Source organism: Tenacibaculum sp. SZ-18, from assembly GCF_002813915.1.
Classification (GTDB): domain Bacteria; phylum Bacteroidota; class Bacteroidia; order Flavobacteriales; family Flavobacteriaceae; genus Polaribacter.
Genome location: NZ_CP019335.1, coordinates 389602 through 410180, shown reverse-complemented (window position 1 = coordinate 410180; position 20579 = coordinate 389602). Strand labels below are relative to the sequence as shown.

Below are 20579 nucleotides of genomic sequence, written 5' to 3'. Positions count from 1 at the left end.
CTGCTTAACGACATGAAAAAATTTTTTTCGATACTGTTAGTCCTTTTATCAATAACAGTACAAGCCCAATCGATTGAAAGAAACTGGAATTTTTCTTCTATAGAAAATATTAATAAAGAAGGAATTGTAAAAATTAATAAAGGAGATTACTTTAAACTTAAAGATGGTAAATTCTCTTATTTTCTCGAGAATAAAGATAGTTTGTATGCTTACGGAAATTATATTTCTCAAAATAATCTTTTAATATTCAACTACACCAAACCAAAAGATACTGTTCGATATTACAACATCATTAATTTAACTAAGGATAAATTATCTCTTTCAGAGAGAGATATCACTTATAACTTTGCAGATTTAGAATCAGAAGAAGTAATTCCTTCTAAAAAAGAAATTGTATCTGATAAAAAAAGTAACAATAAAATAATTGAAAGTCAAGGATTTACTTTTCAAAGTTTCTACAGAGGAATGCTAGGAATGATTGTTTTGTTGCTTGTTGCTTTTGTCTTTAGTTCAAATAAGAAAGCTATTGACTGGAAAACAGTTGGTATAGGATTGGCAACTCAATTGTTAATTGCTTTTGGTGTTTTAAAAGTAAGTTTTATACAAAAAGTATTTGAAGCTATTGGAGGAGTATTTGTTGTAATTCTCGAATTTACGCGAGCAGGGAGTAAATTTTTATTTGAAGGCCTAGTAGTTGATATGGATACCTTTGGTTTTATTTTTGCTTTCCAAGTTCTTCCTACAATTATATTCTTTTCAGCTTTAACATCTTTACTTTTCTATTTAGGAATAATTCAATTTATTGTGAAATTATTAGCCTGGACACTTTCTAAAATCTTAAAAATTTCTGGTGCGGAAAGTCTATCTGTAGCTGGGAATATTTTTTTAGGGCAAACAGAAGCTCCTTTACTCATTAAAGCCTATTTAGAAAAGATGAATAAGTCTGAAATGCTTTTGGTTATGATAGGTGGTATGGCAACCGTAGCCGGAGCTGTACTAGCTGCTTACATTGGTTTTTTAGGTGGAGATGATCCTTTATTAAGATTGAAATTTGCCAAACACTTATTGGCGGCTTCAGTAATGGCTGCTCCAGGAGCAATTGTAATTTCTAAAATTTTATATCCTCAAACTGAACTTGTAAATACAGATGTTACTGTTCCAACAGAAAAGATTGGAAATAACGTGTTAGATGCCATTGCAAACGGTACTACAGAAGGTTTAAGACTGGCTGTTAACGTAGGAGCGATGTTGCTAGTTTTTGTTGCGTTTATAGCAATGATTAACTATATATTAGCTTTAGCTGGTGATTTTACTGGGCTTAACTCATGGGTTGTTGCTAATACCCCATACGATAGCTTTTCTCTTGAATTTATCCTTGGTTATATTTTTGCTCCACTGATGTGGTTAATTGGAGTTGCCGGAGAAGATACTGCATTAATGGGACAATTATTAGGAATTAAACTTGCGGCAAGTGAATTTGTTGGGTACATACAATTAGCGGAACTTAAAAATATTGCAAACGCAACACACTTAACATATAACAAATCAGTTATAATGGCTACATATATGTTATGTGGATTCGCAAATTTCGCTTCAATTGGAATTCAAATTGGTGGAATTGGTTCATTGGCCCCAGGTCAAAGAAAAACGCTTTCTGAGTTTGGTATGAAAGCCTTAATTGGTGGTACAATTGCATCATTAATGTCGGCTACAATTGCTGGTATGATAATAGGATAAGAAAAATAAAAAACACAAAACCCCCAAAATTGTGGAATCAATTTTCGAGATAATATTGATCGGCTTTTCCGTTATTATGATTTATGATATCATAGGATCATTGTTATCAAGATATTTAGGTTTTGAATATGTTTGGTGGGCTTTTGGGTCTTTCATAATTTACGCTGTTTTTACTATATATATAGATCAGAATAACGGTTTAACTTTAGCTTTAATAAGTGCTTTTTCACTCGGTGTCTTTGACGGAACCGTTGGTCTATTAATAGCAGATAAACTTAAAGCTACTATTAGAGAGAAAGATCGTGAAGTAATTAAAATTAATTTTTCCTTAATTTTTCAAATGGGAATCATCGCAGTTGCAATAGGTTTAATAGCTATTTTAGCTTTCTAGAAAGCAATATCAATCTGACTTTATAACACTTACTATCTTTTTGTTCATTTTTTTATATATTTATATCACCCGAAATCTAAATAAAATGAACCACTTATTTACTTTTGAAAGACCACTATCTTTCCAAGCAAATCATTCAATTTTTTACTTCTTACAATCATTCAAATTATCATCATAAAAAATTGATATTCATTTTTATTTGATTACATCACTTAAACAAACGAATATTTTTAATTAACCTCGGCGAGTCTCATTGACTCCCAAATAAATCAATTTTTATCATGAAGAAAATTTCTGAATTAACAGGATTTAAAGTTCTTTCTAAAAAAGAACAAAGCGAAATTAATGGATCTGTAGTCAGCAGACCTTATTGTGGTGGACCAAGACAATGCTGTGTTAGAACTCCACAAGGTTTTGAGTTTTGTGATTACGGATATTGTATCGGACACGGACAATGTATCTGGGCATAGTTATCGGTTGATAACTTGCTGAAAACAATTTTTAAAGCATCAACATTTTTTGTTGGTGCTTTTTTATTTTTACCATAAATTAAGACGATATATGAAGCAGTATTTAGATTTAGTAAAACACGTTTTAGAAAACGGTAATGAAAAAAGTGATAGAACAGGAACTGGAACGAAAAGTGTTTTTGGTTATCAAATGCGTTTTGATTTAAGTAAAGGCTTTCCAATGGTAACGACGAAAAAGTTACATTTAAAATCCATTATCTACGAACTTTTATGGTTTATAAAAGGCGATACTAACATAAAATACTTACAAGAAAACGGAGTTAGAATCTGGAACGAGTGGGCAGATGAAAATGGTGATTTAGGTCCAGTTTATGGTCATCAATGGAGAAATTGGAATAGCGATGAAATTGATCAATTAAAAGATGTTATAGAAACATTAAAAACAAACCCGAATAGCAGAAGAATGCTAATATCTGCTTGGAATCCTAGTGTTTTACCAGACACATCACAATCGTTCTCTGCTAATGTGGCAAATGGAAAAGCTGCGCTACCACCTTGCCATGCTTTCTTTCAATTTTATGTAGCTGAAGGTAAACTTTCTTGTCAATTATATCAAAGAAGCGCCGATATATTTTTAGGCGTACCATTTAACATTGCAAGCTATGCTTTATTTACAATGATGGTTGCTCAAGTTTGCGGTTATGAGGCAGGAGAATTCATTCACACATTTGGTGATGCCCATATTTATAACAATCATATGGAGCAATTAGAATTGCAACTTTCTAGAAATCCAAGACCATTACCAACGATGAAGATTAATCCAGAAGTAAAAGATATTGAAGCCTTTACTTTTAATGATTTTGAATTATTAAATTATGATCCACATCCTCATATTAAAGGAGTTGTTGCTGTATAATGTTTTTTAACGTTCTTTTATTAATTTTTGACTTTTAATTAGTTAAAATCTAACTAAATTAGTAACCAAACAACTAAATTAAAATGATAGCAGAAATAGACACAATTAAAGAGCAGATATATGATATCGTAGCTGAGATAGATGACGAAAATGTTTTGTTAGCTGTTAAGACTATTATTACAAATATTCATTCCAATTCTATTGATCACGTAACTGATAAGAGAGATTTAACTGGATATATTAAGGAATGGGTTAAAAACATGTAACCGTTCCCAGAATTTTATGATTACAATTATTGCCGCTATTGGTAAAAAGAACGAATTAGGAAAGAATAACGACCTAATTTGGCATTTACCTGAAGACTTAAAAAGATTTAAAAGAGTAACTTCTGGACATCACATATTAATGGGAAGAAATACTTTTGAAAGTATTGGAAAACCATTACCTAACAGAACTACCGTAATTATTACAAGAAATAATGACTATTTTAAAGATGGTTGCTTAATTGCAGGAAGTATAGAGGAAGCTATTCAACTGGCACAAAATGATGAGGAAATTTTCATTATAGGTGGTGCTCAAATTTACAAACAAGCTATTCAAAACCCTTCTGTTAAAAAACTAGACATGACTATTGTTCATGAAAGTTTTGATGCCGATGTGTTTTTTCCAGAAATTGATTCAACTATTTGGGAAGAGACAGCTAGAGAAGATTTTAAAGCTGACGAAAAAAATAAATACGATTATAGTTTCGTTACTTACGTTAGGAAATAAATAGAGTTTAACTAAAAATAGATTCCTATTTACTGAAACAAATTCAGTATCAAAAACAGGAATAACCATACTAAATGTCTATTCAATTTACATCAGTTACCAAAACATACGGCAAACAAAAAGCCGTAAACAACATATCATTTTCTGTTCAAAAAGGAGAAATTGTTGGTTTTCTTGGTCCTAACGGTGCTGGAAAATCAACAACTATGAAAATTTTAACAGGTTATATTCAACCAACTTCAGGAACTGTTATCGTAAACGATATTGATGTAGTTTCCAATAGTATTGATACTAGAAAAAGTATCGGTTATCTTCCTGAACACAACCCTTTGTATCTTGAAATGTACGTCAAAGAATATCTTTCTTTTCATGCAGCTATTCATGACACACAACAAGAAACAATAATTGACGTCATTGAAAAAGTAGGCTTAACAAAAGAATCACACAAAAAAATCCGTCAATTATCCAAAGGATATCGTCAAAGAGTTGGTTTAGCCGCAGCAATTTTACACGATCCTGATGTCTTGATTTTAGATGAGCCTACGACGGGATTAGATCCAAACCAATTAGTTGAAATTCGTTCTTTAATAAAAGGATTAGGAAAAGATAAGACGGTTCTTTTATCGACTCATATAATGCAGGAAGTAGAAGCAATTTGTGATAGAGTTATTATTATAAATAATGGAGAAATTGTAATTGACAAAAATTTAGCTGAATTAAAAGACTCTAAGGAACAAGTAATAAAGGTTGGGTTTGATTATAAAATTGAAGAACAGTTTTTACAGCGATTACCTCATATTACCACTATCAAAAATAACTACGATAACTCTTGGACATTAACTTTCAACACAGAAGAAGACATGCGTCCAAAACTATTTGATTTTGCTCAGGAATACGGACTAAAAATTCTTGAATTAAATTCTGAAAACAAAAATTTAGAGACTTTGTTTAGGGAAATGACTTCTTAAAAATCAAAATCTCCAAAATCCATTCCAGAGTCATATACTCCAGGTGTATCGAGGTATTTAAAATCAAAAAGCTCTTCTATAGAAGCTAAAGATTCAAATAGGATTTCAAAAGTACTGTCTAGAAAAAAGTCTAATAGCAAAGAAGATTCTTCCTTCTCTAATCCTTCTAAATAATTATCTTTAAATCTCTTATAGAATTCAGAGTCAACATCAGTTAACAGGAAAATGTTCCCTTTAATTTTTTTAACAATATTCGCTGCTTTTTTAGGATGGTTATCTAAAAGATAAGGTAGTGAACTATTCAGCTCTTCTAAATATTCAGTGACTTCTGTTTTCAACTCTTTACCTCTATAATTCAGAGTTTGATAATTAAAAAAGTTTCTAAGTAAATTTAACTCAAAGAAATCACTAAGAGTTTTCTCTTTTAGCACAATTTTTAAATAATTGTTCTTTGAAAATGCACTTCTATAAACACTCTTTAAGTAAGGAATTAAGTTATAATAACTTTCATCATCAATTTGACTCACGAATATACTTTCATAACCATTTATATTATAATCAAAAAATCGATCACCTGTTTCGACTACAAGACATTCCCTTAGTGGGCTTTTTCGAGAAGATCTTAAGTATCTCTTTTTTAAAACAAGGACTTTATTAAACAACAAATTACAGAAGGTAAGTTTTAAAAGAGTCTTCAACTCAACTTTTTTAAAATTTACCAATAGTTCCGTTTCCGTTGGACTTAATTTTGATAAGATTTCAAGTATTGGCTTTTTATCTATATAAAATAGACTGTCTAAAAGTTTTTCTTCTCGCAATTTCTAATTCAACTTATAATTTATATGTTGTTTATCGAGTTCAGCCAGAAACTCGTTTGTAATTTTAATTTTCGTCGTTCTACTTGGAACATCTAACTCTAACTTCTCTTCAACGTCATAAATTACAAATCGTAGTCCATGCTTCCCTGAATTTGTAACGAATAAATGTTGCAAGTTCTTAATTGTGTCTTCCTTTACATCACTTAATGGCATTTTAATGGTAATTTTCTTACACATCTTTTCCATGATATCATGAAGTAAATTAAATTCTGTAAAACCAACTCTAGGATCTCCTTTTACACCTTCTTTATTGATCCATCCAGGCTTAACAATGGTTTTTATATACAAAAACGAATTTGGAACTAAAAAGTGCTTAAACTTCAAATATTCTTCACCAAAAATTCTAAACTCAAAACTGTCATTATAGTCTTCAATTGTAAATGCAGCCCAACCCTTACCAGCCTTCGATACTCTATGCTGCACATCTGTCACAATTCCTGCAAATGCCAACCCTAAACCTTCATATTTTTTAAGATCCTTAAAATGACTTACAGCAGCATTACAAAAAGTTAATTCATTCTTAAAATCATCTAAAGGATGAGCCGAAATATACATTCCAACCATCTCTTTCTCTTTGGCTAACAACTCCATAGTTCCCCAACTATCACACTTGGGAATTATTGGCTCTGGTAATTCAACATCACTCGCTTCCCCGAATAAAGAAACTTGAGATGAATTTAAATTTTCCTGATATTTATTTCCAAATCGTAATGCCTTTTCCAAAAAAGTTTGTCCTTTCTCATCTTCAACATAATATTGTGCTCTATGTGTATTAGTAAAAGAATCAAATCCGCCTGCTAACACCAATCCTTCAAATGCTTTTTTATTCGCTACACGTAAATCAACTCGTTTTGCAATATCAAAAACAGAAGAATAAGAACCATTTTCCTTTCTCTCATCAATTATAGCCTTCACTGCAGAAGCTCCAACACCTTTAATTGCAGCCATTCCAAAACGAACAGCACCTTCTTTATTTACCGAAAACTTAGAATACGATTCATTTACATCTGGACCTAACACTTCTAATCCCATTCGTTTACATTCTTCCATGAAGAACGAAACTGATTTGATATCATTCATGTTATTAGAAAGTACAGCTGCCATATACTCTGCTGGATAATGCGCTTTCAAATAGGCAGTTTGATAGGCAATCCAAGCATAACAGGTAGAGTGAGATTTATTGAAGGCATACGATGCGAATGCTTCCCAATCTTTCCAGATTTTCTCAAGAGCCTTTTCATCATGTCCATTTGCTTTAGCTTGATCAACAAACTTAGGTTTCATTTTTGCAAGAACCGCGGCTTGCTTTTTTCCCATTGCCTTACGTAAAACATCAGCTTCCCCTTTTGTAAAATCTGCCAATTTTTGCGACAAAAGCATTACTTGCTCCTGATAAACCGTAATTCCATAGGTTTCTGCTAAATATTCTTCCATTGCAGGAAGATCATACTGAATCTCCTCATCTCCATGCTTTCTTCGAATAAATGAAGGAATGTATTCTAACGGACCCGGACGATATAATGCGTTCATTGCAATAAGATCCGCAAATACTGTTGGTTTCAGTTCACGCATGTATTTTTGCATTCCCGGAGATTCATACTGGAAGATACCAACGGTTTCTCCTCTTTGGAATAATGCATATGTTTCTTCATCATCAATTGGAAAATTCTCTGGATCGAGTTCTATACCATGACGAGCTTTTACAATCTTAACTGTATCTTTAATTAGAGTTAATGTTTTTAACCCTAAGAAATCCATTTTTAATAATCCCGCACTTTCCACAACCGAGTTATCGAATTGTGTAACGTACATATCGGAATCTTTAGCCAACGATACTGGAACGAACTTGGTAATATCATCTGGAGTGATAATTACACCACAGGCATGGATTCCTGTATTACGAACAGATCCTTCAAGTACAACCGCCTGATTAATTGTGCTTGCTTCTAAACCTGTTCCTTGTGCGATGGCTTTTAGTTCATTTACATTCTCTTTTTCATCAGCACGTAAACCTGCTACTTTTCCTTTACTTTTTTCATCTTCCCCGAAAATATTCTTTAGCTTAATACCTGGAACAAGTTTGGCAATTCTGTCGGCTTCAAATAAAGGTAAATCTAAAACTCTGGCAGTATCTCGTAAAGATGATTTTGCCGCCATTGTACCATAAGTTATAATTTGTGCTACTTGATTTGCTCCATATTTTTCAATTACATAATCCATAACTCGACCACGACCTTCATCATCAAAATCAATATCAATATCGGGCATGGACACACGTTCAGGATTTAAGAAACGCTCAAAAAGTAAATCGTATTTAATCGGATCAATATTGGTAATCCATAAACAGTAGGCAACTACAGAACCTGCAGCCGAACCACGACCAGGACCAACGGAAACTCCCATTTTTCTGGCCGCTCGAATAAAATCTTCTACAATTAAGAAATATCCAGGATATCCTGTTTTTGCAATTACATCTAACTCGAAATCTAGTCGTTCTCGTATGCTATCCGTAATTTCTTCATAACGAATTTTCGCTCCTTCGTAGGTTAGATGGCGTAAGTAGTTATTTTCACCTCGTTTTCCTCCATCAACCTCATCTTGTGCGTCTTGAAATTCTTCTCCAATTTCAAAGGCCGGTAATAATACATCACGAGCTAAAGTAAATCCTTCAACTTTATCAACTATTTCTTGAATATTACTAATTGCTTCAGGTATATCAGCAAACAGCATTTTCATTTCTTCGGTAGATTTGAAAAAATATTCATCGTTCGGTAAACCATAACGATAACCTCTACCTCTACCTTTCGGAGTTGCTTGTTTTTCCCCATCTTTTACACATAATAAAATATCATGTGCATTGGCCTCTTCCTTTCCTAAATAATAGGTATTATTGGTAGCAACAATTTTTACATCATGCTTTTTAGAAAATTCTAATAACGTTCTGTTTACAGCATCTTCATCTTCTTGTCCGTGACGCATTAACTCAATATACAAATCGTCACCAAACTCTGTTTTCCACCAAAGCAACGCCTCTTCTGCTTGTTTTTCACCAATATTCAAAATCTTATTTGGAACTTCCCCATACAAATTACCAGTTAAAACAATTATATCTTCTTTATACTGTTTTACAACTTCTTTATCAATTCTTGGAACGTAGTAAAATCCATCAACGAATGCAATGGAAGACATTTTAGCAAGATTATGATAACCTCTTTTGTTTTTAGCTAAGAGAACAACTTGATATCCATTATCCTTTCTAGATTTATCTGTATGATCTTCACAAATAAAAAACTCACAACCAACAATTGGCTTTAAAGGATTTTCCGCAGTTTTATTGTAATTCGCTACAGCAGAAGTAAAATGAAACGCCGCCATCATGTTCCCCGTATCGGTTAAGGCGACTGCACTCATATTGTCCTTGGCGGCAGCGTTTACTAATCCGTTAATTTGAATTGTTGACTGTAATACTGAAAACTGAGAGTGATTATGTAAATGAGCAAATTGTACACCTTCAAGCTGCGCTAGACCATCTGAAGTAGATTTTATATTAGCACTATCAGATTCTGCTATTAGACGTTTTCTGATTTTATCACTTTCAGCCTTTAAGTTTAAATGTTTTAAACCTATTAACTGAATCGGCATCGGATTATTCTCCGAATATTTCGCATAATAATCATCTGCAACATCTAACTTTTCAAGAGGATAATGCTTTAAACGCAATAACTCTAAAAAACAACGAGTTGTTGCTTCTACATCGGCAGTTGCATTATGCGCTTCATTGAAACCTACTGCGAATAAATGTTGATGTAACTCGGTAAGTGTTGGTAATTTAAACTTTCCTCCTCTACCCCCAGGGATTTGACACATAGAAGCGGTTTCCTCCGTACACGTATCTAAAACAGGTAAACTCTCCAGATTGTTTTCAACTCCCAATCTATAAAATTCACAAGCCATAATATTGACATCGAACCCAACATTTTGACCCACTATAAATTTGGTTTTTGCTAATGCTTCATTAAATAACTCTAATCCTTCGCTTAAAGTTATTCCTTGTTCATTTGCTAAATCTGTTGAAATTCCATGAATCCTTTCTGCATCAAAGGGAATGTTAAATCCATCGGCTTGAATTAAGAAGTCATTATGCTCGATAAGTTTTCCCATTTCATCATGTAACTGCCAAGCAATTTGAATTGCTCTTGGCCAGTTATCAGTGTCTGTAATTGGTGCATTCCAGCTTTTAGGTAAACCTGTAGTTTCTGTATCAAAAATTAAATACATTCAGCAAAAAAGTTCTTGTGATTTTTAAAGGGGGTAAAGTTACGATTTATTCGCAACATGATAAATCATTTCATTTTTTAGAATAATTAATTATTTCCACTATTTTTACTCAACCTAATTTTATATAAGATGAAGAATGTATTATATGTATTCTTAGCAATGTTAGCGTTAACATCGTGTAAGAAAAATGACTTTGTTAATTTCTCAGGAAAGATAACAAATCAAAACTCAGACTCAATTGTTATTGCAAATCGTCAGACAGGATACAACAAAGTAATTAAATTGGATGAAAATGGAACTTTTAAAGACACTTTAAAAGTTAATGATGGATATTTTGCAATATTTGATGGCAAACAATATGCAAGCGCTTACTTACGCAACGGTGATGAAATTGTTATGGACGCAGATGGGAAAGATTTTATTAATACAATTATTTTTTCAGGAAAAGGTGCTGCAGAAAGCAACTTCATGGTAAAAACTGCAATTAACCAATTAGAATTTAATAAAGGCTTAATCGCTATGATTGAATTACCACAATCGGAATTCGACACAAAACTAACTACTTATGTAACTGACTTTAAATCTCGTTTAACGAATAAGGTATTAGACACTGCTTTTACTTCTGCACAGACAAAGAACATAGAAGCTTTAGAAAAACAAGTGAAGTCAATGCATGAAGAAAAAAGGTATCTAAAAAATGAATTAGGACAAGGAAAAGTGGCTCCTAAATTTGTTGATTACGAAAAGCCAGATAGAGAAACTGTTTCTTTAGATGACTTAAAAGGTAAGTATGTTTACATTGATGTTTGGGCAACTTGGTGTAACCCTTGTTTAGCTGAAATTCCATCTTTACAGAAACTTGAAAAAGATTATCACGATAAGAACATTCAATTTGTAAGTATTTCAATTGATAAAAGAGATGATTATTTCACTTGGACAGACATGGTTGAAGAAAAAAATCTTGGAGGAATTCAATTATATGCAAATGAAGATAAAGAATTTCCTAAAGCATACAGAATTAGCTCAATTCCTAGGTTTATTTTAATTGATCCTGATGGAAACATCGTTAATGCAGATGCTCCAAGGCCTTCTGACCCGAAACTTGTTGAATTATTTAATTCACTTAACATATAAAATAAAAGCCTCACAAAATGTGAGGCTTTTTTTATATTCTAAAATTAACAAGATCATTTGTTGTTTTTTGCGCCAATCTATTTATTGCTTCTTCCGTTAATTGAAGTACTCTTGGATATCCTCCAGTAACTTGACAGTCTCTCATTAAAATTATCAATTCCCCGGAAGGAGTTAATTGCACTGTTCCAGGTAAAACTCCCGAAGACAAAATTGAAGGCAAGTCATTTTCTAATTTTTCGGTTAACATATATCCCATCCTACTATTTTTTGGAGAAATTGAAAATGTTGTTTTATTTAGTTTCTCCTGCTGTTCTCTTGATAACAAATCAAATTCTGGTCCTTCAAAACATTTTATAATTGAACTTGCGAAATGTTCTTCGTCAATTTTAAACTTTGTGTATGTATCTTCTAATTTTTGGTTTAAATTTACTGTAGAAATTATATCGCCCTTACTAAGTTTAAATGTTTCAGTAATTCCATTATACATACTTCTACTTTTCAACTTTACTTCAGAGTGAATTCCTCCTTTAACAGCCAAATAAATTCTAAGACCGTAGATTCTATTACGAAAAGTGAGTTGATCTCCTTTCGACACAAAGATTCGTTTGTTTAAACTGATTTCTTTATTGTTGATTTGAGGGGTGAAGTTAGCTCCTGAGATACAAATTTCATGATCTTCTGAAAACTCAAACTTTGCATTTCCATATGTAATTTCAAGTACGGCAGAATTATGTTCATTATTTAATAAAGCATTTGCTAGTCGATATGAACTTATATCCATTGCTCCGGAGGTTGGAACACCATAATGAGCGAACCCTGATCTACCTTCATCTTGAATTGTAGTTAAAATACCCGGTGAAATAACTTTAATCATGAATTACGGTTTTTGTTATTTCATATTGACTCAAAGCCATTTCAACTTCTATTCTTTTAAACTCTTCTAATGAAATAGGTTTAAAACGCAGCTGATCTCCAGAATTTACAAAACAAGGAATATCTTCATTTTTATTAAAAAAGTCAATCGGTGTTCTTCCAATAATATGCCAACCACCGGCACTTTCATTTGGATAAATTCCTGTTTGTTTACCTCCTATTGCCACAGAACCTTTAGGAACATTTAAAAGTGGAGTTGCCTTTCGATTGATTTCCAAAGAAGTATTCAAACCTCCCAAATAAAGAAACCCTGGTAAAAATCCGATAAAGTAAACTGTATAATCTGCACTGGAATGTTTACAAATAATCTCATCAACAGACAAGTTGAACTTCTCTGATAAATTCTCCATATCGAAACCAAAATCAGTATCATAACAAACTGGAATTTCCCAACGGAATTTTATGTTTTGTGATGTTACATTTCTCTTTTCATAGAAACCTTTTAATTCTTTTATTTCTTGAGAAAAGTTAAAATCGTCATTATATTTTATAAGCAACGAATTATAGCCAATGATGAAATCAGCAATTTGAGTTTTCCTTTTTTTTAGAATACTACTTTTGAAGTTATTAATGTCTTCAATAATCTTTGGAGATATTTCATTTTTCCAAGTTAGTAAAATTGCCTTCTCTCCAAAACGATTAAATTTGACTTCGTTAATCATTTTGTGAAAGTTTCATTCGAATAAACTGAAGTAACTCCAAAGCATTTTCATGATCGCCATGAATACAAAATGTATCTGCTTTTATCTTTACTTTTTCTCCTTGTATAGAAATTAACTCTTCATTTTCAATCATTAATTTTAATTGAACCCAAGCAGTTTCATTTTCTGCAATAATTGCATTTGGGAGTGTTCGAGACACTAAAGACAAATCACTATTATAATTTCTGTCTACAAAAGCTTCAAACATTACTTGAATCCCATTCTCTTTAGCCAAGTTTGAGATTACAGAATTATAGGGTGCGTATAAAAAAACTGGATATTCCAAACGAATCAACTCATCAATAATAACTTTTGCGTACTCTGTATCTTTTGCTGCTATATTATATAAAGCTCCATGCGGTTTTACATGATGCAAACGTTGTCCCTGTTCCTCCGTTTTACTTTTTACCAATTGAATCTGATTTCGAATACTTTCTTGAAGTTCCGAAAAGGAAATATCCATAATTTTTCTCCCGAAATTTTCTATGTCCGGAAATGAAGGATGTGCTCCAATTTTGACATTATATGCTTTCGCTAATAAAATCACCTCATCAATTATCTCTGGACTTCCTGCATGTGCGGTACAAGCAATATTACATGAATTGATGTAAGGCATTAAATACTTTTCATTACCTAATCCTTCCGCTACATCACAATTAATATCTATACTTTTAGTAAACATTTAAAACTTTTAGAATACTTTTTAAGCCTAAGAAAATAGTGAACACTAGTAAACATAATCCAATAAAGTTTTGTGTTTTGGTATTCTTGAATTTCCCTAAGACTGATTCTTTATTCATTACCCAAAGTAAAATTCCAGCTATTAATGGTAACAATAAGCCATTCGCTACTTGAGCAACTTTAATTATTTGTATTGGTTTTACTCCTAATGATGAAAATAGAATACCTAGAAGCAAAATAAAACTCCAGACTCCTCTAAAGTTTTTAGATTTCAAATTTCCTTTCCAGCCTAAACATCCTTTTGCAACATAAGCCGCAGCTAAAGGTGCTGTTATTGCAGAAGTAATACCAGCTGCAAACAATCCAATTGCCAAAAAGTATTTTGCAAATGCTCCATATAATGGTTCTAATCCTTGTGCTAAATCTGAAACATTTGCAATTGTATCTGAGTTTATACTTGCTGCAGAAATGATAATAGCCATCGATACCAATCCTCCTAATGCAATCGAAACAATAGTGTCTTTTTTAACGCTAATGATATCCCCAGGTTTGTTCCACTTTTCTTTCACAAGAGAAGCATGTAAGAATAGATTGTATGGAACCACAGTTGTACCAATCAATGCGATTACGGTTAATAAACCATTTTCCGGAAGTTTAGGAACAACTAATCCTTTGAAAATTTCAATTACATTGGGTCTTGTTATAATTGCTGTGATTAAGAAAGATATACTCATAATAAGTACCAAACTCACTAAAACTCTTTCTAAAAACTTATAGTTACCTACATATAATAATGCGAATGCGATTATTCCTATTAAAATACTCAATGCATTTACATAAAATGGACCCATCATATAGTTTTGGCTTCCTAGAACAGTTTCTAGACCTAAAACTCCACCACTAATATTTCCCGCTTCATATAAAGAATTCCCAATAACAATAGCGACTAATATCAGCGCAATTAAAATACTTTTTAAAACCGGACTTTTAACCTCTTCTTTAATAACTTCTGACAATCCTTTTTGAGAAATAATTCCCAAACGAGCGGCCATTTCTTGCAAAAAAATCGTAGCTAAAATCGAAATGAGCATCGCCCAGAGTAAATTAAATCCAAAATTAACTCCTGCAATCGTACAAACAGTTACTGTTCCTGGACCTATAAATGCTGCTGCAACTAAGGTTCCTGGACCAATATTTTTGAATAACTTTCTAATCATTCTTAGAAGATTTTAATGCATAAATAGCAAAGCTTCCAAGCCAATGTCCTCCTTCATAACTATCACCCACTAAATTTGGTAATGAGTATTCTATATGTTGATTTGCCATTTTCTTTAAATGATTTAATTCTGGAGAGCCTTCTATGATTTTATTCAACGCCCAAGCTCTAGAAAAATTCACACCATCTAAATGAACCAGCTTTCCATCTGTTCTATCCGAAACTTCTCCCACAGGAAATTGAAAATTTATATCTTTCAATTGTGGTAAAAATTTATCAAACCAATCATCAAATAATTCTTTAGATAAAACTCGTTTCATGATTGCCGCTTCTTGTAAGCATGGTGAAAGAAAATCAAACCCACTTGGTTCCCAAGATAAAGGGCAGTTCTGATCTTTCAAATAAAATGCTTTTGCTCTAGTTTCAATTAACAACTTCAATTCAGTATTGCTAACAGTATTGGCGTAGTCCCAAGCAAAAGTTAATCCAAATGCAGTGTTGGTATGCTCTCCAACTCTTATTGGATATTTTAGCTTTGGTAAAAACTCAAAGTATTTTCCAACTATCAAATCTGTAAGAGGTTGTAAGTTTTTTTCTAAGATTCTGGCAGTTTCATCATCCCAAGTATGTAATTCTTCGGCTAATTTTAATAACCAAGCCCAACCATAGGTACGCTCATAGCTTTTATTATATTTTCCATAAAAGTATTTTACTTCTTTTTCTATGTTTTCTTTCGAGATATTTTGAAGCAATTGCTCTTTAATTGTTGCTGCATTCTCAATATTAGGGAATTGTTTCAACAGTGCAACTAAACTCCAGTGGCCATGCACAGAAGAATGCCAATCAAAACAACCATAAAAAGCAGGATGTAATTCTTTAGGAGATTTTAAATCTTCTCCACTTCCTATAGTTTGATTTAACTTATTGGGATATTCAACATTAATACAATGTATAGGTAAAGTTGCTAACTTATTTGCTTGTTCAAGAGTTAAAGACAAGCTCTCCACTTCTATTACCTCAACAGTATCAGAATCTGATGATTTTGTTCCTTTTGTTTTTTTTGACTCAGATTTTTCAGCCTGTCCACAAGAAACAAGAACTAATGAAACTAGGGATATAAAAAAAGATTTCATTTACATATAATTTGGTTGTTATAAATGTAGTGAAATGAAATTACAATTGGTTTTCTAATTACCTAAAGGAGTTAATAATATTTTGATTATGATTTCTTAGTTTTGTCGCCTATGAAAAGAATAATATCCCTTACGCTAATCTTCTTTGGAATCCATACGCTGTTATCTCAAGTTGAATTAACAAATAATATCGGTAATGATGTAAAGTTTAAAGGTATGTTCTCTTGTTATCAACCAGAATTTTGGGCAAGAGAGTTTACATTAAGTGATTTCGGAATCGGAGAAAATGAAGAATTTATTATTAACAGCGGCAAATTTGCAGTAAATTATTCTTATGGAGGTGCGTCTTATCAATTTAATATTTATGAAATTGATGATAATTTCCCTAGTTCTTTTGATAGTAATTTACTCATTGGTAGTAGTAAAATCTATACTATTCCCTATGCCAATGGTATATCAAAAATTGTAGATAAAACTTTTGAGACTCCAATAGTCGTATCTTCTCATATAAAAAAAATTCTAGTAGAAATCAAGAAAACTGTAACCCCCAATAATCCTACAATACCACTTGCTACAATCGCAGGAACAGATAATGATACTGGCAAATCTTGGTATAAAGGATGTTTGGGAATTGGAAATGGAACTGGCTATCAATCCACAGATAATTTCCCTGGGTCTCTTAAAAGACCAGATGCACGCTTTTATATAGTTGTTACTGGTGAAAAACATATTGTGCTACCATTTGAAATTACAGAAAATTCAGTGTGTCAAGGAGAACAAAGCAATTTTAGTTTAACAAATCAATCAGAAGTTAGTTCAGTTATTTGGAATTTTGACGAACCTTCTTCTGGAACTAATAATGTCTCAAGTAATTTAAACGCCACACACACATACACTTCTAATGGTACTTATAACGTTACAGCTATTGTTACCCATACTGATGGAACAGTTTATACAATTGAAAAAGAAACTACTATTCATTCCATTCCAACCGTAAACACAAATTTATCCTTAAATCAATGTGATAATGATACTGATGGCTTTTCTTTCTTTAACCTTAATGAACTAAATGAGCAATTAATCAATAACTCTGATAACTATACTATCTCTTATTTTGAGAGTTTAACAGATGCTGAAAACGATAATAACCCAATTCAAAACATTAATACCTATCAAAATCAAAATGTAAGTGTAGATAATATTTGGGCAAGAGTTGAAAATATAAACGGTTGTTTCGCAACAAGTGAAATTCAATTGACTGTTTCTACAACACAAATACCAGCGTCTTTCCAAAAAACTTTTTATAAGTGTGATGATGGATTAAATATAAATGATGGCATTGCTACTTTTGATTTTAGTAGTGTGTCTGAAGAAGTAAAAAATCTATTTCCTTCTAATCAAAATATTTCAATTAGTTATTTCGAAAGTGAAACAGACGCCTTATTTGAAACTAACCCCATTACTGAAACTACTCTAACCAATTTTCAAAATACAAATAGTCCATATCAACAAGATATTTATGTTAGAGTAGAGAGTTCATTAAACAATGAGTGTATAGGTTTTGGTAACTATATCAATTTAATTACTGAAAAAGTACCAATTATAAATCCAGTAACAATTACTCCTGAATGTGATAATGATGGTGACGGGCTATTTTCTTTTGACACTTCCAACATAGAAAATACTATTATAGGTTCTCAAACTAATGTTACAGTGAACTACTTTGATGAAAATGGTGATAGTTTACCTAGTCCTTTGCCGAATCCATTTAGCACTCATAGTCAAACCATAAAAGTAGTCGTAGAAAATAGCAGTTCACAAGATCCTAATGGTAGATGTAGTTCTGTTACGACCATCGACTTTATTGTTAACACTGTACCTACTGTTACAAAAATAGAAACACAAGAAACTTGTGACATAGATTTTGATGGAATAGCTTTATTTGATACATCACAAATTGAATCAAAAATAATAGGAAGTCAATCAGGATTAATTATTAAATATTTTGATGAAAATAACACAGAGCTTTCAAGTCCTCTACCCAATCCTTTCTCAACTCACTCACAAACAATAAGAATTAGAGTTGAAAATCCAATTTATACCACTTGTTTTCAAGAAACAACCGTTGATTTTATCGTAAACCAAAAACCTAATTTTGAAGTTGAAAACTTAGCTATTCTATGCTCTAATTTAAGACCGACAATTAAAATTAATATTCAAAATCCTACTGGAGATTACACATATGAATGGAGAAACGAACTCAACGAAATTATTAGTAGTTCGGAAAGTATGACAGTGGATAAAGGAGGAATATACTCTGTTAAAGCTTTCTCAGATAAGAGTTGTCAATCAGATATTAAATTCATTACTATTCAAGAATCAAGTATTTCATCTTTAGTAAAAGAAAATCTTGAAATTGTAGACGATTCTGATAATAATAGTATTACCATTAACACTGGTAATATTGGAATTGGCAATTATGAATTTAGTTTACTTGATAACAATAATAATACGATTTATGATTATCAAGACGATCCTTTTTTTGAAGAGTTAGATGGAGGATTCTATACAATTCTTATCAAAGATAAAAATGGATGCGGTATTCAGTCTTTTGAAATTTCAATTATAACTTACCCTAAATTTTTTACTCCAAATGGAGACGGAGTAAACGAAGTTTGGCATATTAAAGGATTGGGTGAAAGCTTTTATACTAATGGAATAGTTAACATCTATAATCGATTTGGTAAACTACTTCAAACGTTAACTATGAATGATTCTGGGTGGGATGGTAATTATCAAGGAAATCCTCTACCATCTAATGATTATTGGTTTGAAGCAAACCTTACCACTCCTGCTGGTAATAGAATTATAAAAAAAGGAAGTTTTAGTCTATTAAGAAAATAAAAAAGACTCGCTAAAAGCGAGTCTTTATAATTGTTTTATTATTCAATACATATTACGAATAAAGAGATTACTTCAGTCGTTTCTCTTCTTCGTAATGACGTTTTATTATTAGTATCTGTAGTGTTCTGGTTTATATGGACCTTCAACAGTTACACCAATATACTCAGCTTGATCTGTACGTAACTCAGTTAACTCGACTCCAATTTTAGCTAAGTGTAATTTCGCTACTTTCTCATCTAAGTGTTTTGGTAACATATACACATCATTCTTGTACGCATCAGCATTATTCCATAATTCGATTTGTGCTAATGTTTGGTTTGTAAATGAATTAGACATTACAAAACTTGGGTGACCAGTAGCACATCCTAAGTTTACTAAACGTCCTTCAGCTAAAATGATAACGTCGTTTCCGTTTACGTTATACTTATCAACTTGGGGCTTAATTTCAACTTTAGAATCTCCATACTTTTCATTTAACCAAGCCATGTCGATTTCATTATCGAAGTGTCCGATGTTACAAACAATCGCTTTATCTTTTAAAGCTTCGAAATGCTCACCACGAACGATATCTTTGTTCCCTGTAGTTGTAATAACGATATCCGCATTTCCAACAACAGTTTCTAATTTCTTCACTTCAAATCCGTCCATTGCAGCTTGTAAAGCACAAATTGGATCAATTTCTGTTACCGTTACGATAGATCCAGCTCCACGGAAAGAAGCAGCTGTTCCTTTTCCAACATCTCCATATCCACAAACAACAACTCTTTTTCCTGCTAACATAACATCAGTAGCACGACGAATTGCATCAACTGCAGATTCTTTACATCCATATTTGTTATCGAACTTAGACTTAGTTACAGAATCATTTACGTTGATTGCTGGCATTGGTAATGTACCATTCTTTACTCTTTCGTATAAACGGTGAACTCCTGTTGTAGTTTCTTCAGATAATCCATTGATTCCTTCAGCTAACTCAGGATATTTATCTAATACCATGTTTGTTAAATCACCACCATCATCTAAAATCATGTTTAATGGCTTCCTATCTTCTCCAAAGAATAACGTTTGCTCAATACACCAGTCAAATTCTTCTTCGTTCATTCCTTTCCAAGCATATACTGGAGTACCAGCAGCAGCAATAGCAGCAGCAGCTTGATCTTGAGTAGAGAAAATATTACAAGAACTCCAAGTAACTTCTGCACCTAAAGCTTGTAAAGTTTCGATTAAAACCGCAGTTTGAATGGTCATGTGTAAACATCCTGCAATTCTAGCACCTTTTAAAGGTTGCTCATCTTTATACTCTTCACGTAAACTCATTAAACCTGGCATTTCAGCTTCTGCCAATTCAATTTCTTTTCTTCCCCAATCTGCTAAAGAAATATCTTTAACTTTGTAAGGAACATACGCAGCGGTTTTTGTGCTCATATTTTTGTATATTTATTATATTCTGTTTTGAGTCGCAAAATTA

General features: G+C 32.2%; 17 protein-coding genes. 9 read left to right on the top strand and 8 right to left on the bottom strand.

What is annotated here, in order from left to right; translation table 11 throughout:
- Positions 1-12: 12 nt before the first annotated feature.
- The 7 genes from BTO06_RS01855 (at position 13) to gldA (ending at position 5253) form a co-directional block, all read left to right on the top strand.
- The gene (locus BTO06_RS01855) at positions 13-1737 is read left to right on the top strand and encodes a NupC/NupG family nucleoside CNT transporter (RefSeq protein WP_100923695.1); all 1725 of its coding nucleotides are present in this window, start codon (positions 13-15) and stop codon (positions 1735-1737) included.
- 31 nt (positions 1738-1768) lie between these two features.
- Positions 1769-2128, top strand: coding sequence for a hypothetical protein (locus BTO06_RS01850; protein ID WP_157811706.1), 360 nt, complete (start codon positions 1769-1771; stop codon positions 2126-2128).
- A 281-nt stretch (positions 2129-2409) separates the two neighbouring features.
- The gene (locus BTO06_RS01845; protein ID WP_100923693.1) at positions 2410-2598 is read left to right on the top strand and encodes a hypothetical protein; all 189 of its coding nucleotides are present in this window, start codon (positions 2410-2412) and stop codon (positions 2596-2598) included.
- Positions 2599-2689: 91 nt separating this feature from the next.
- Complete coding sequence (locus BTO06_RS01840; RefSeq protein ID WP_100923692.1) at positions 2690-3514, top strand: thymidylate synthase; 825 nt, start codon at positions 2690-2692, stop codon at positions 3512-3514.
- 83 nt (positions 3515-3597) lie between these two features.
- Positions 3598-3780, top strand: a complete 183-nt coding sequence (locus BTO06_RS01835; protein WP_100923691.1) for a hypothetical protein — start codon at positions 3598-3600, stop codon at positions 3778-3780.
- Positions 3781-3796: 16 nt separating this feature from the next.
- Positions 3797-4285 (top strand): dihydrofolate reductase, encoded by a 489-nt coding sequence (locus BTO06_RS01830; RefSeq protein ID WP_100923690.1) that lies wholly within the window; start codon positions 3797-3799, stop codon positions 4283-4285.
- Between the two features lie 74 nt (positions 4286-4359).
- Positions 4360-5253: a gliding motility-associated ABC transporter ATP-binding subunit GldA gene (gene gldA, locus BTO06_RS01825; RefSeq protein ID WP_100923689.1), complete on the top strand. Its 894-nt coding sequence runs from the start codon at positions 4360-4362 to the stop codon at positions 5251-5253.
- Here the strand turns inward: gldA and BTO06_RS01820 are convergent.
- On the bottom strand, positions 5250-6071 hold the full coding sequence (locus BTO06_RS01820) for a hypothetical protein (RefSeq protein ID WP_100923688.1): 822 nt from the start codon (positions 6069-6071) through the stop codon (positions 5250-5252). The genes gldA and BTO06_RS01820 overlap by 4 nt on opposite strands.
- Positions 6072-6074: 3 nt before the next feature.
- Positions 6075-10409 (bottom strand): DNA polymerase III subunit alpha, encoded by a 4335-nt coding sequence (gene dnaE / locus BTO06_RS01815; RefSeq protein ID WP_100923687.1) that lies wholly within the window; start codon positions 10407-10409, stop codon positions 6075-6077.
- A 129-nt stretch (positions 10410-10538) separates the two neighbouring features.
- Here dnaE and BTO06_RS01810 point away from each other — a divergent pair, with 129 nt between their 5' ends.
- A complete protein-coding gene (locus BTO06_RS01810; RefSeq protein ID WP_100923686.1) occupies positions 10539-11543 on the top strand; it encodes a TlpA family protein disulfide reductase in 1005 nt (334 codons plus the stop codon).
- 31 nt (positions 11544-11574) lie between these two features.
- Here the strand turns inward: BTO06_RS01810 and BTO06_RS01805 are convergent, their stop codons facing one another.
- The 5 genes from BTO06_RS01805 to BTO06_RS01785 are packed head-to-tail and all read right to left on the bottom strand — an operon-like array spanning position 11575 to position 16207.
- Complete coding sequence (locus BTO06_RS01805) at positions 11575-12417, bottom strand: biotin-dependent carboxyltransferase family protein (RefSeq protein WP_100923685.1); 843 nt, start codon at positions 12415-12417, stop codon at positions 11575-11577.
- Positions 12410-13138 (bottom strand): 5-oxoprolinase subunit PxpB, encoded by a 729-nt coding sequence (gene pxpB, locus BTO06_RS01800; protein ID WP_100923684.1) that lies wholly within the window; start codon positions 13136-13138, stop codon positions 12410-12412. The genes BTO06_RS01805 and pxpB overlap by 8 nt, the downstream gene beginning before the upstream one ends.
- On the bottom strand, positions 13131-13859 hold the full coding sequence (gene pxpA / locus BTO06_RS01795) for a 5-oxoprolinase subunit PxpA (protein ID WP_100923683.1): 729 nt from the start codon (positions 13857-13859) through the stop codon (positions 13131-13133). Before pxpA ends, pxpB begins: the two co-directional genes overlap by 8 nt.
- On the bottom strand, positions 13849-15075 hold the full coding sequence (locus tag BTO06_RS01790) for an Nramp family divalent metal transporter (protein WP_100923682.1): 1227 nt from the start codon (positions 15073-15075) through the stop codon (positions 13849-13851). Before BTO06_RS01790 ends, pxpA begins: the two co-directional genes overlap by 11 nt.
- Complete coding sequence (locus tag BTO06_RS01785) at positions 15068-16207, bottom strand: DUF2891 domain-containing protein (RefSeq protein WP_100923681.1); 1140 nt, start codon at positions 16205-16207, stop codon at positions 15068-15070. Before BTO06_RS01785 ends, BTO06_RS01790 begins: the two co-directional genes overlap by 8 nt.
- 111 nt (positions 16208-16318) lie before the next feature.
- Between BTO06_RS01785 and BTO06_RS01780 the strand changes: the two genes are divergently transcribed.
- Positions 16319-19111 (top strand): T9SS type B sorting domain-containing protein, encoded by a 2793-nt coding sequence (locus BTO06_RS01780; protein WP_100923680.1) that lies wholly within the window; start codon positions 16319-16321, stop codon positions 19109-19111.
- Between the two features lie 108 nt (positions 19112-19219).
- Here BTO06_RS01780 and ahcY read toward each other — a convergent pair whose 3' ends face one another.
- The gene (gene ahcY / locus BTO06_RS01775; protein ID WP_100923679.1) at positions 19220-20536 is read right to left on the bottom strand and encodes an adenosylhomocysteinase; all 1317 of its coding nucleotides are present in this window, start codon (positions 20534-20536) and stop codon (positions 19220-19222) included.
- Positions 20537-20579 lie beyond the last annotated feature (43 nt).

What these genes read in the sequence shown, in the direction of transcription:
- BTO06_RS01810 (WP_100923686.1), top strand. Translation starts at nt 10,539, where the DNA reads ATGAAGAATGTATTATATGTATTCTTAGCAATGTTAGCGTTAACATCG.
- BTO06_RS01805 (WP_100923685.1), bottom strand. Translation starts at nt 12,417, where the DNA reads ATGATTAAAGTTATTTCACCGGGTATTTTAACTACAATTCAAGATGAA.
- BTO06_RS01835 (WP_100923691.1), top strand. Translation starts at nt 3,598, where the DNA reads ATGATAGCAGAAATAGACACAATTAAAGAGCAGATATATGATATCGTA.
- BTO06_RS01785 (WP_100923681.1), bottom strand. Translation starts at nt 16,207, where the DNA reads ATGAAATCTTTTTTTATATCCCTAGTTTCATTAGTTCTTGTTTCTTGT.
- gldA (WP_100923689.1), top strand. Translation starts at nt 4,360, where the DNA reads ATGTCTATTCAATTTACATCAGTTACCAAAACATACGGCAAACAAAAA.
- pxpA (WP_100923683.1), bottom strand. Translation starts at nt 13,859, where the DNA reads ATGTTTACTAAAAGTATAGATATTAATTGTGATGTAGCGGAAGGATTA.
- BTO06_RS01845 (WP_100923693.1), top strand. Translation starts at nt 2,410, where the DNA reads ATGAAGAAAATTTCTGAATTAACAGGATTTAAAGTTCTTTCTAAAAAA.
- BTO06_RS01840 (WP_100923692.1), top strand. Translation starts at nt 2,690, where the DNA reads ATGAAGCAGTATTTAGATTTAGTAAAACACGTTTTAGAAAACGGTAAT.
- BTO06_RS01780 (WP_100923680.1), top strand. Translation starts at nt 16,319, where the DNA reads ATGAAAAGAATAATATCCCTTACGCTAATCTTCTTTGGAATCCATACG.
- dnaE (WP_100923687.1), bottom strand. Translation starts at nt 10,409, where the DNA reads ATGTATTTAATTTTTGATACAGAAACTACAGGTTTACCTAAAAGCTGG.
- BTO06_RS01830 (WP_100923690.1), top strand. Translation starts at nt 3,797, where the DNA reads ATGATTACAATTATTGCCGCTATTGGTAAAAAGAACGAATTAGGAAAG.
- BTO06_RS01790 (WP_100923682.1), bottom strand. Translation starts at nt 15,075, where the DNA reads ATGATTAGAAAGTTATTCAAAAATATTGGTCCAGGAACCTTAGTTGCA.
- pxpB (WP_100923684.1), bottom strand. Translation starts at nt 13,138, where the DNA reads ATGATTAACGAAGTCAAATTTAATCGTTTTGGAGAGAAGGCAATTTTA.
- BTO06_RS01855 (WP_100923695.1), top strand. Translation starts at nt 13, where the DNA reads ATGAAAAAATTTTTTTCGATACTGTTAGTCCTTTTATCAATAACAGTA.
- ahcY (WP_100923679.1), bottom strand. Translation starts at nt 20,536, where the DNA reads ATGAGCACAAAAACCGCTGCGTATGTTCCTTACAAAGTTAAAGATATT.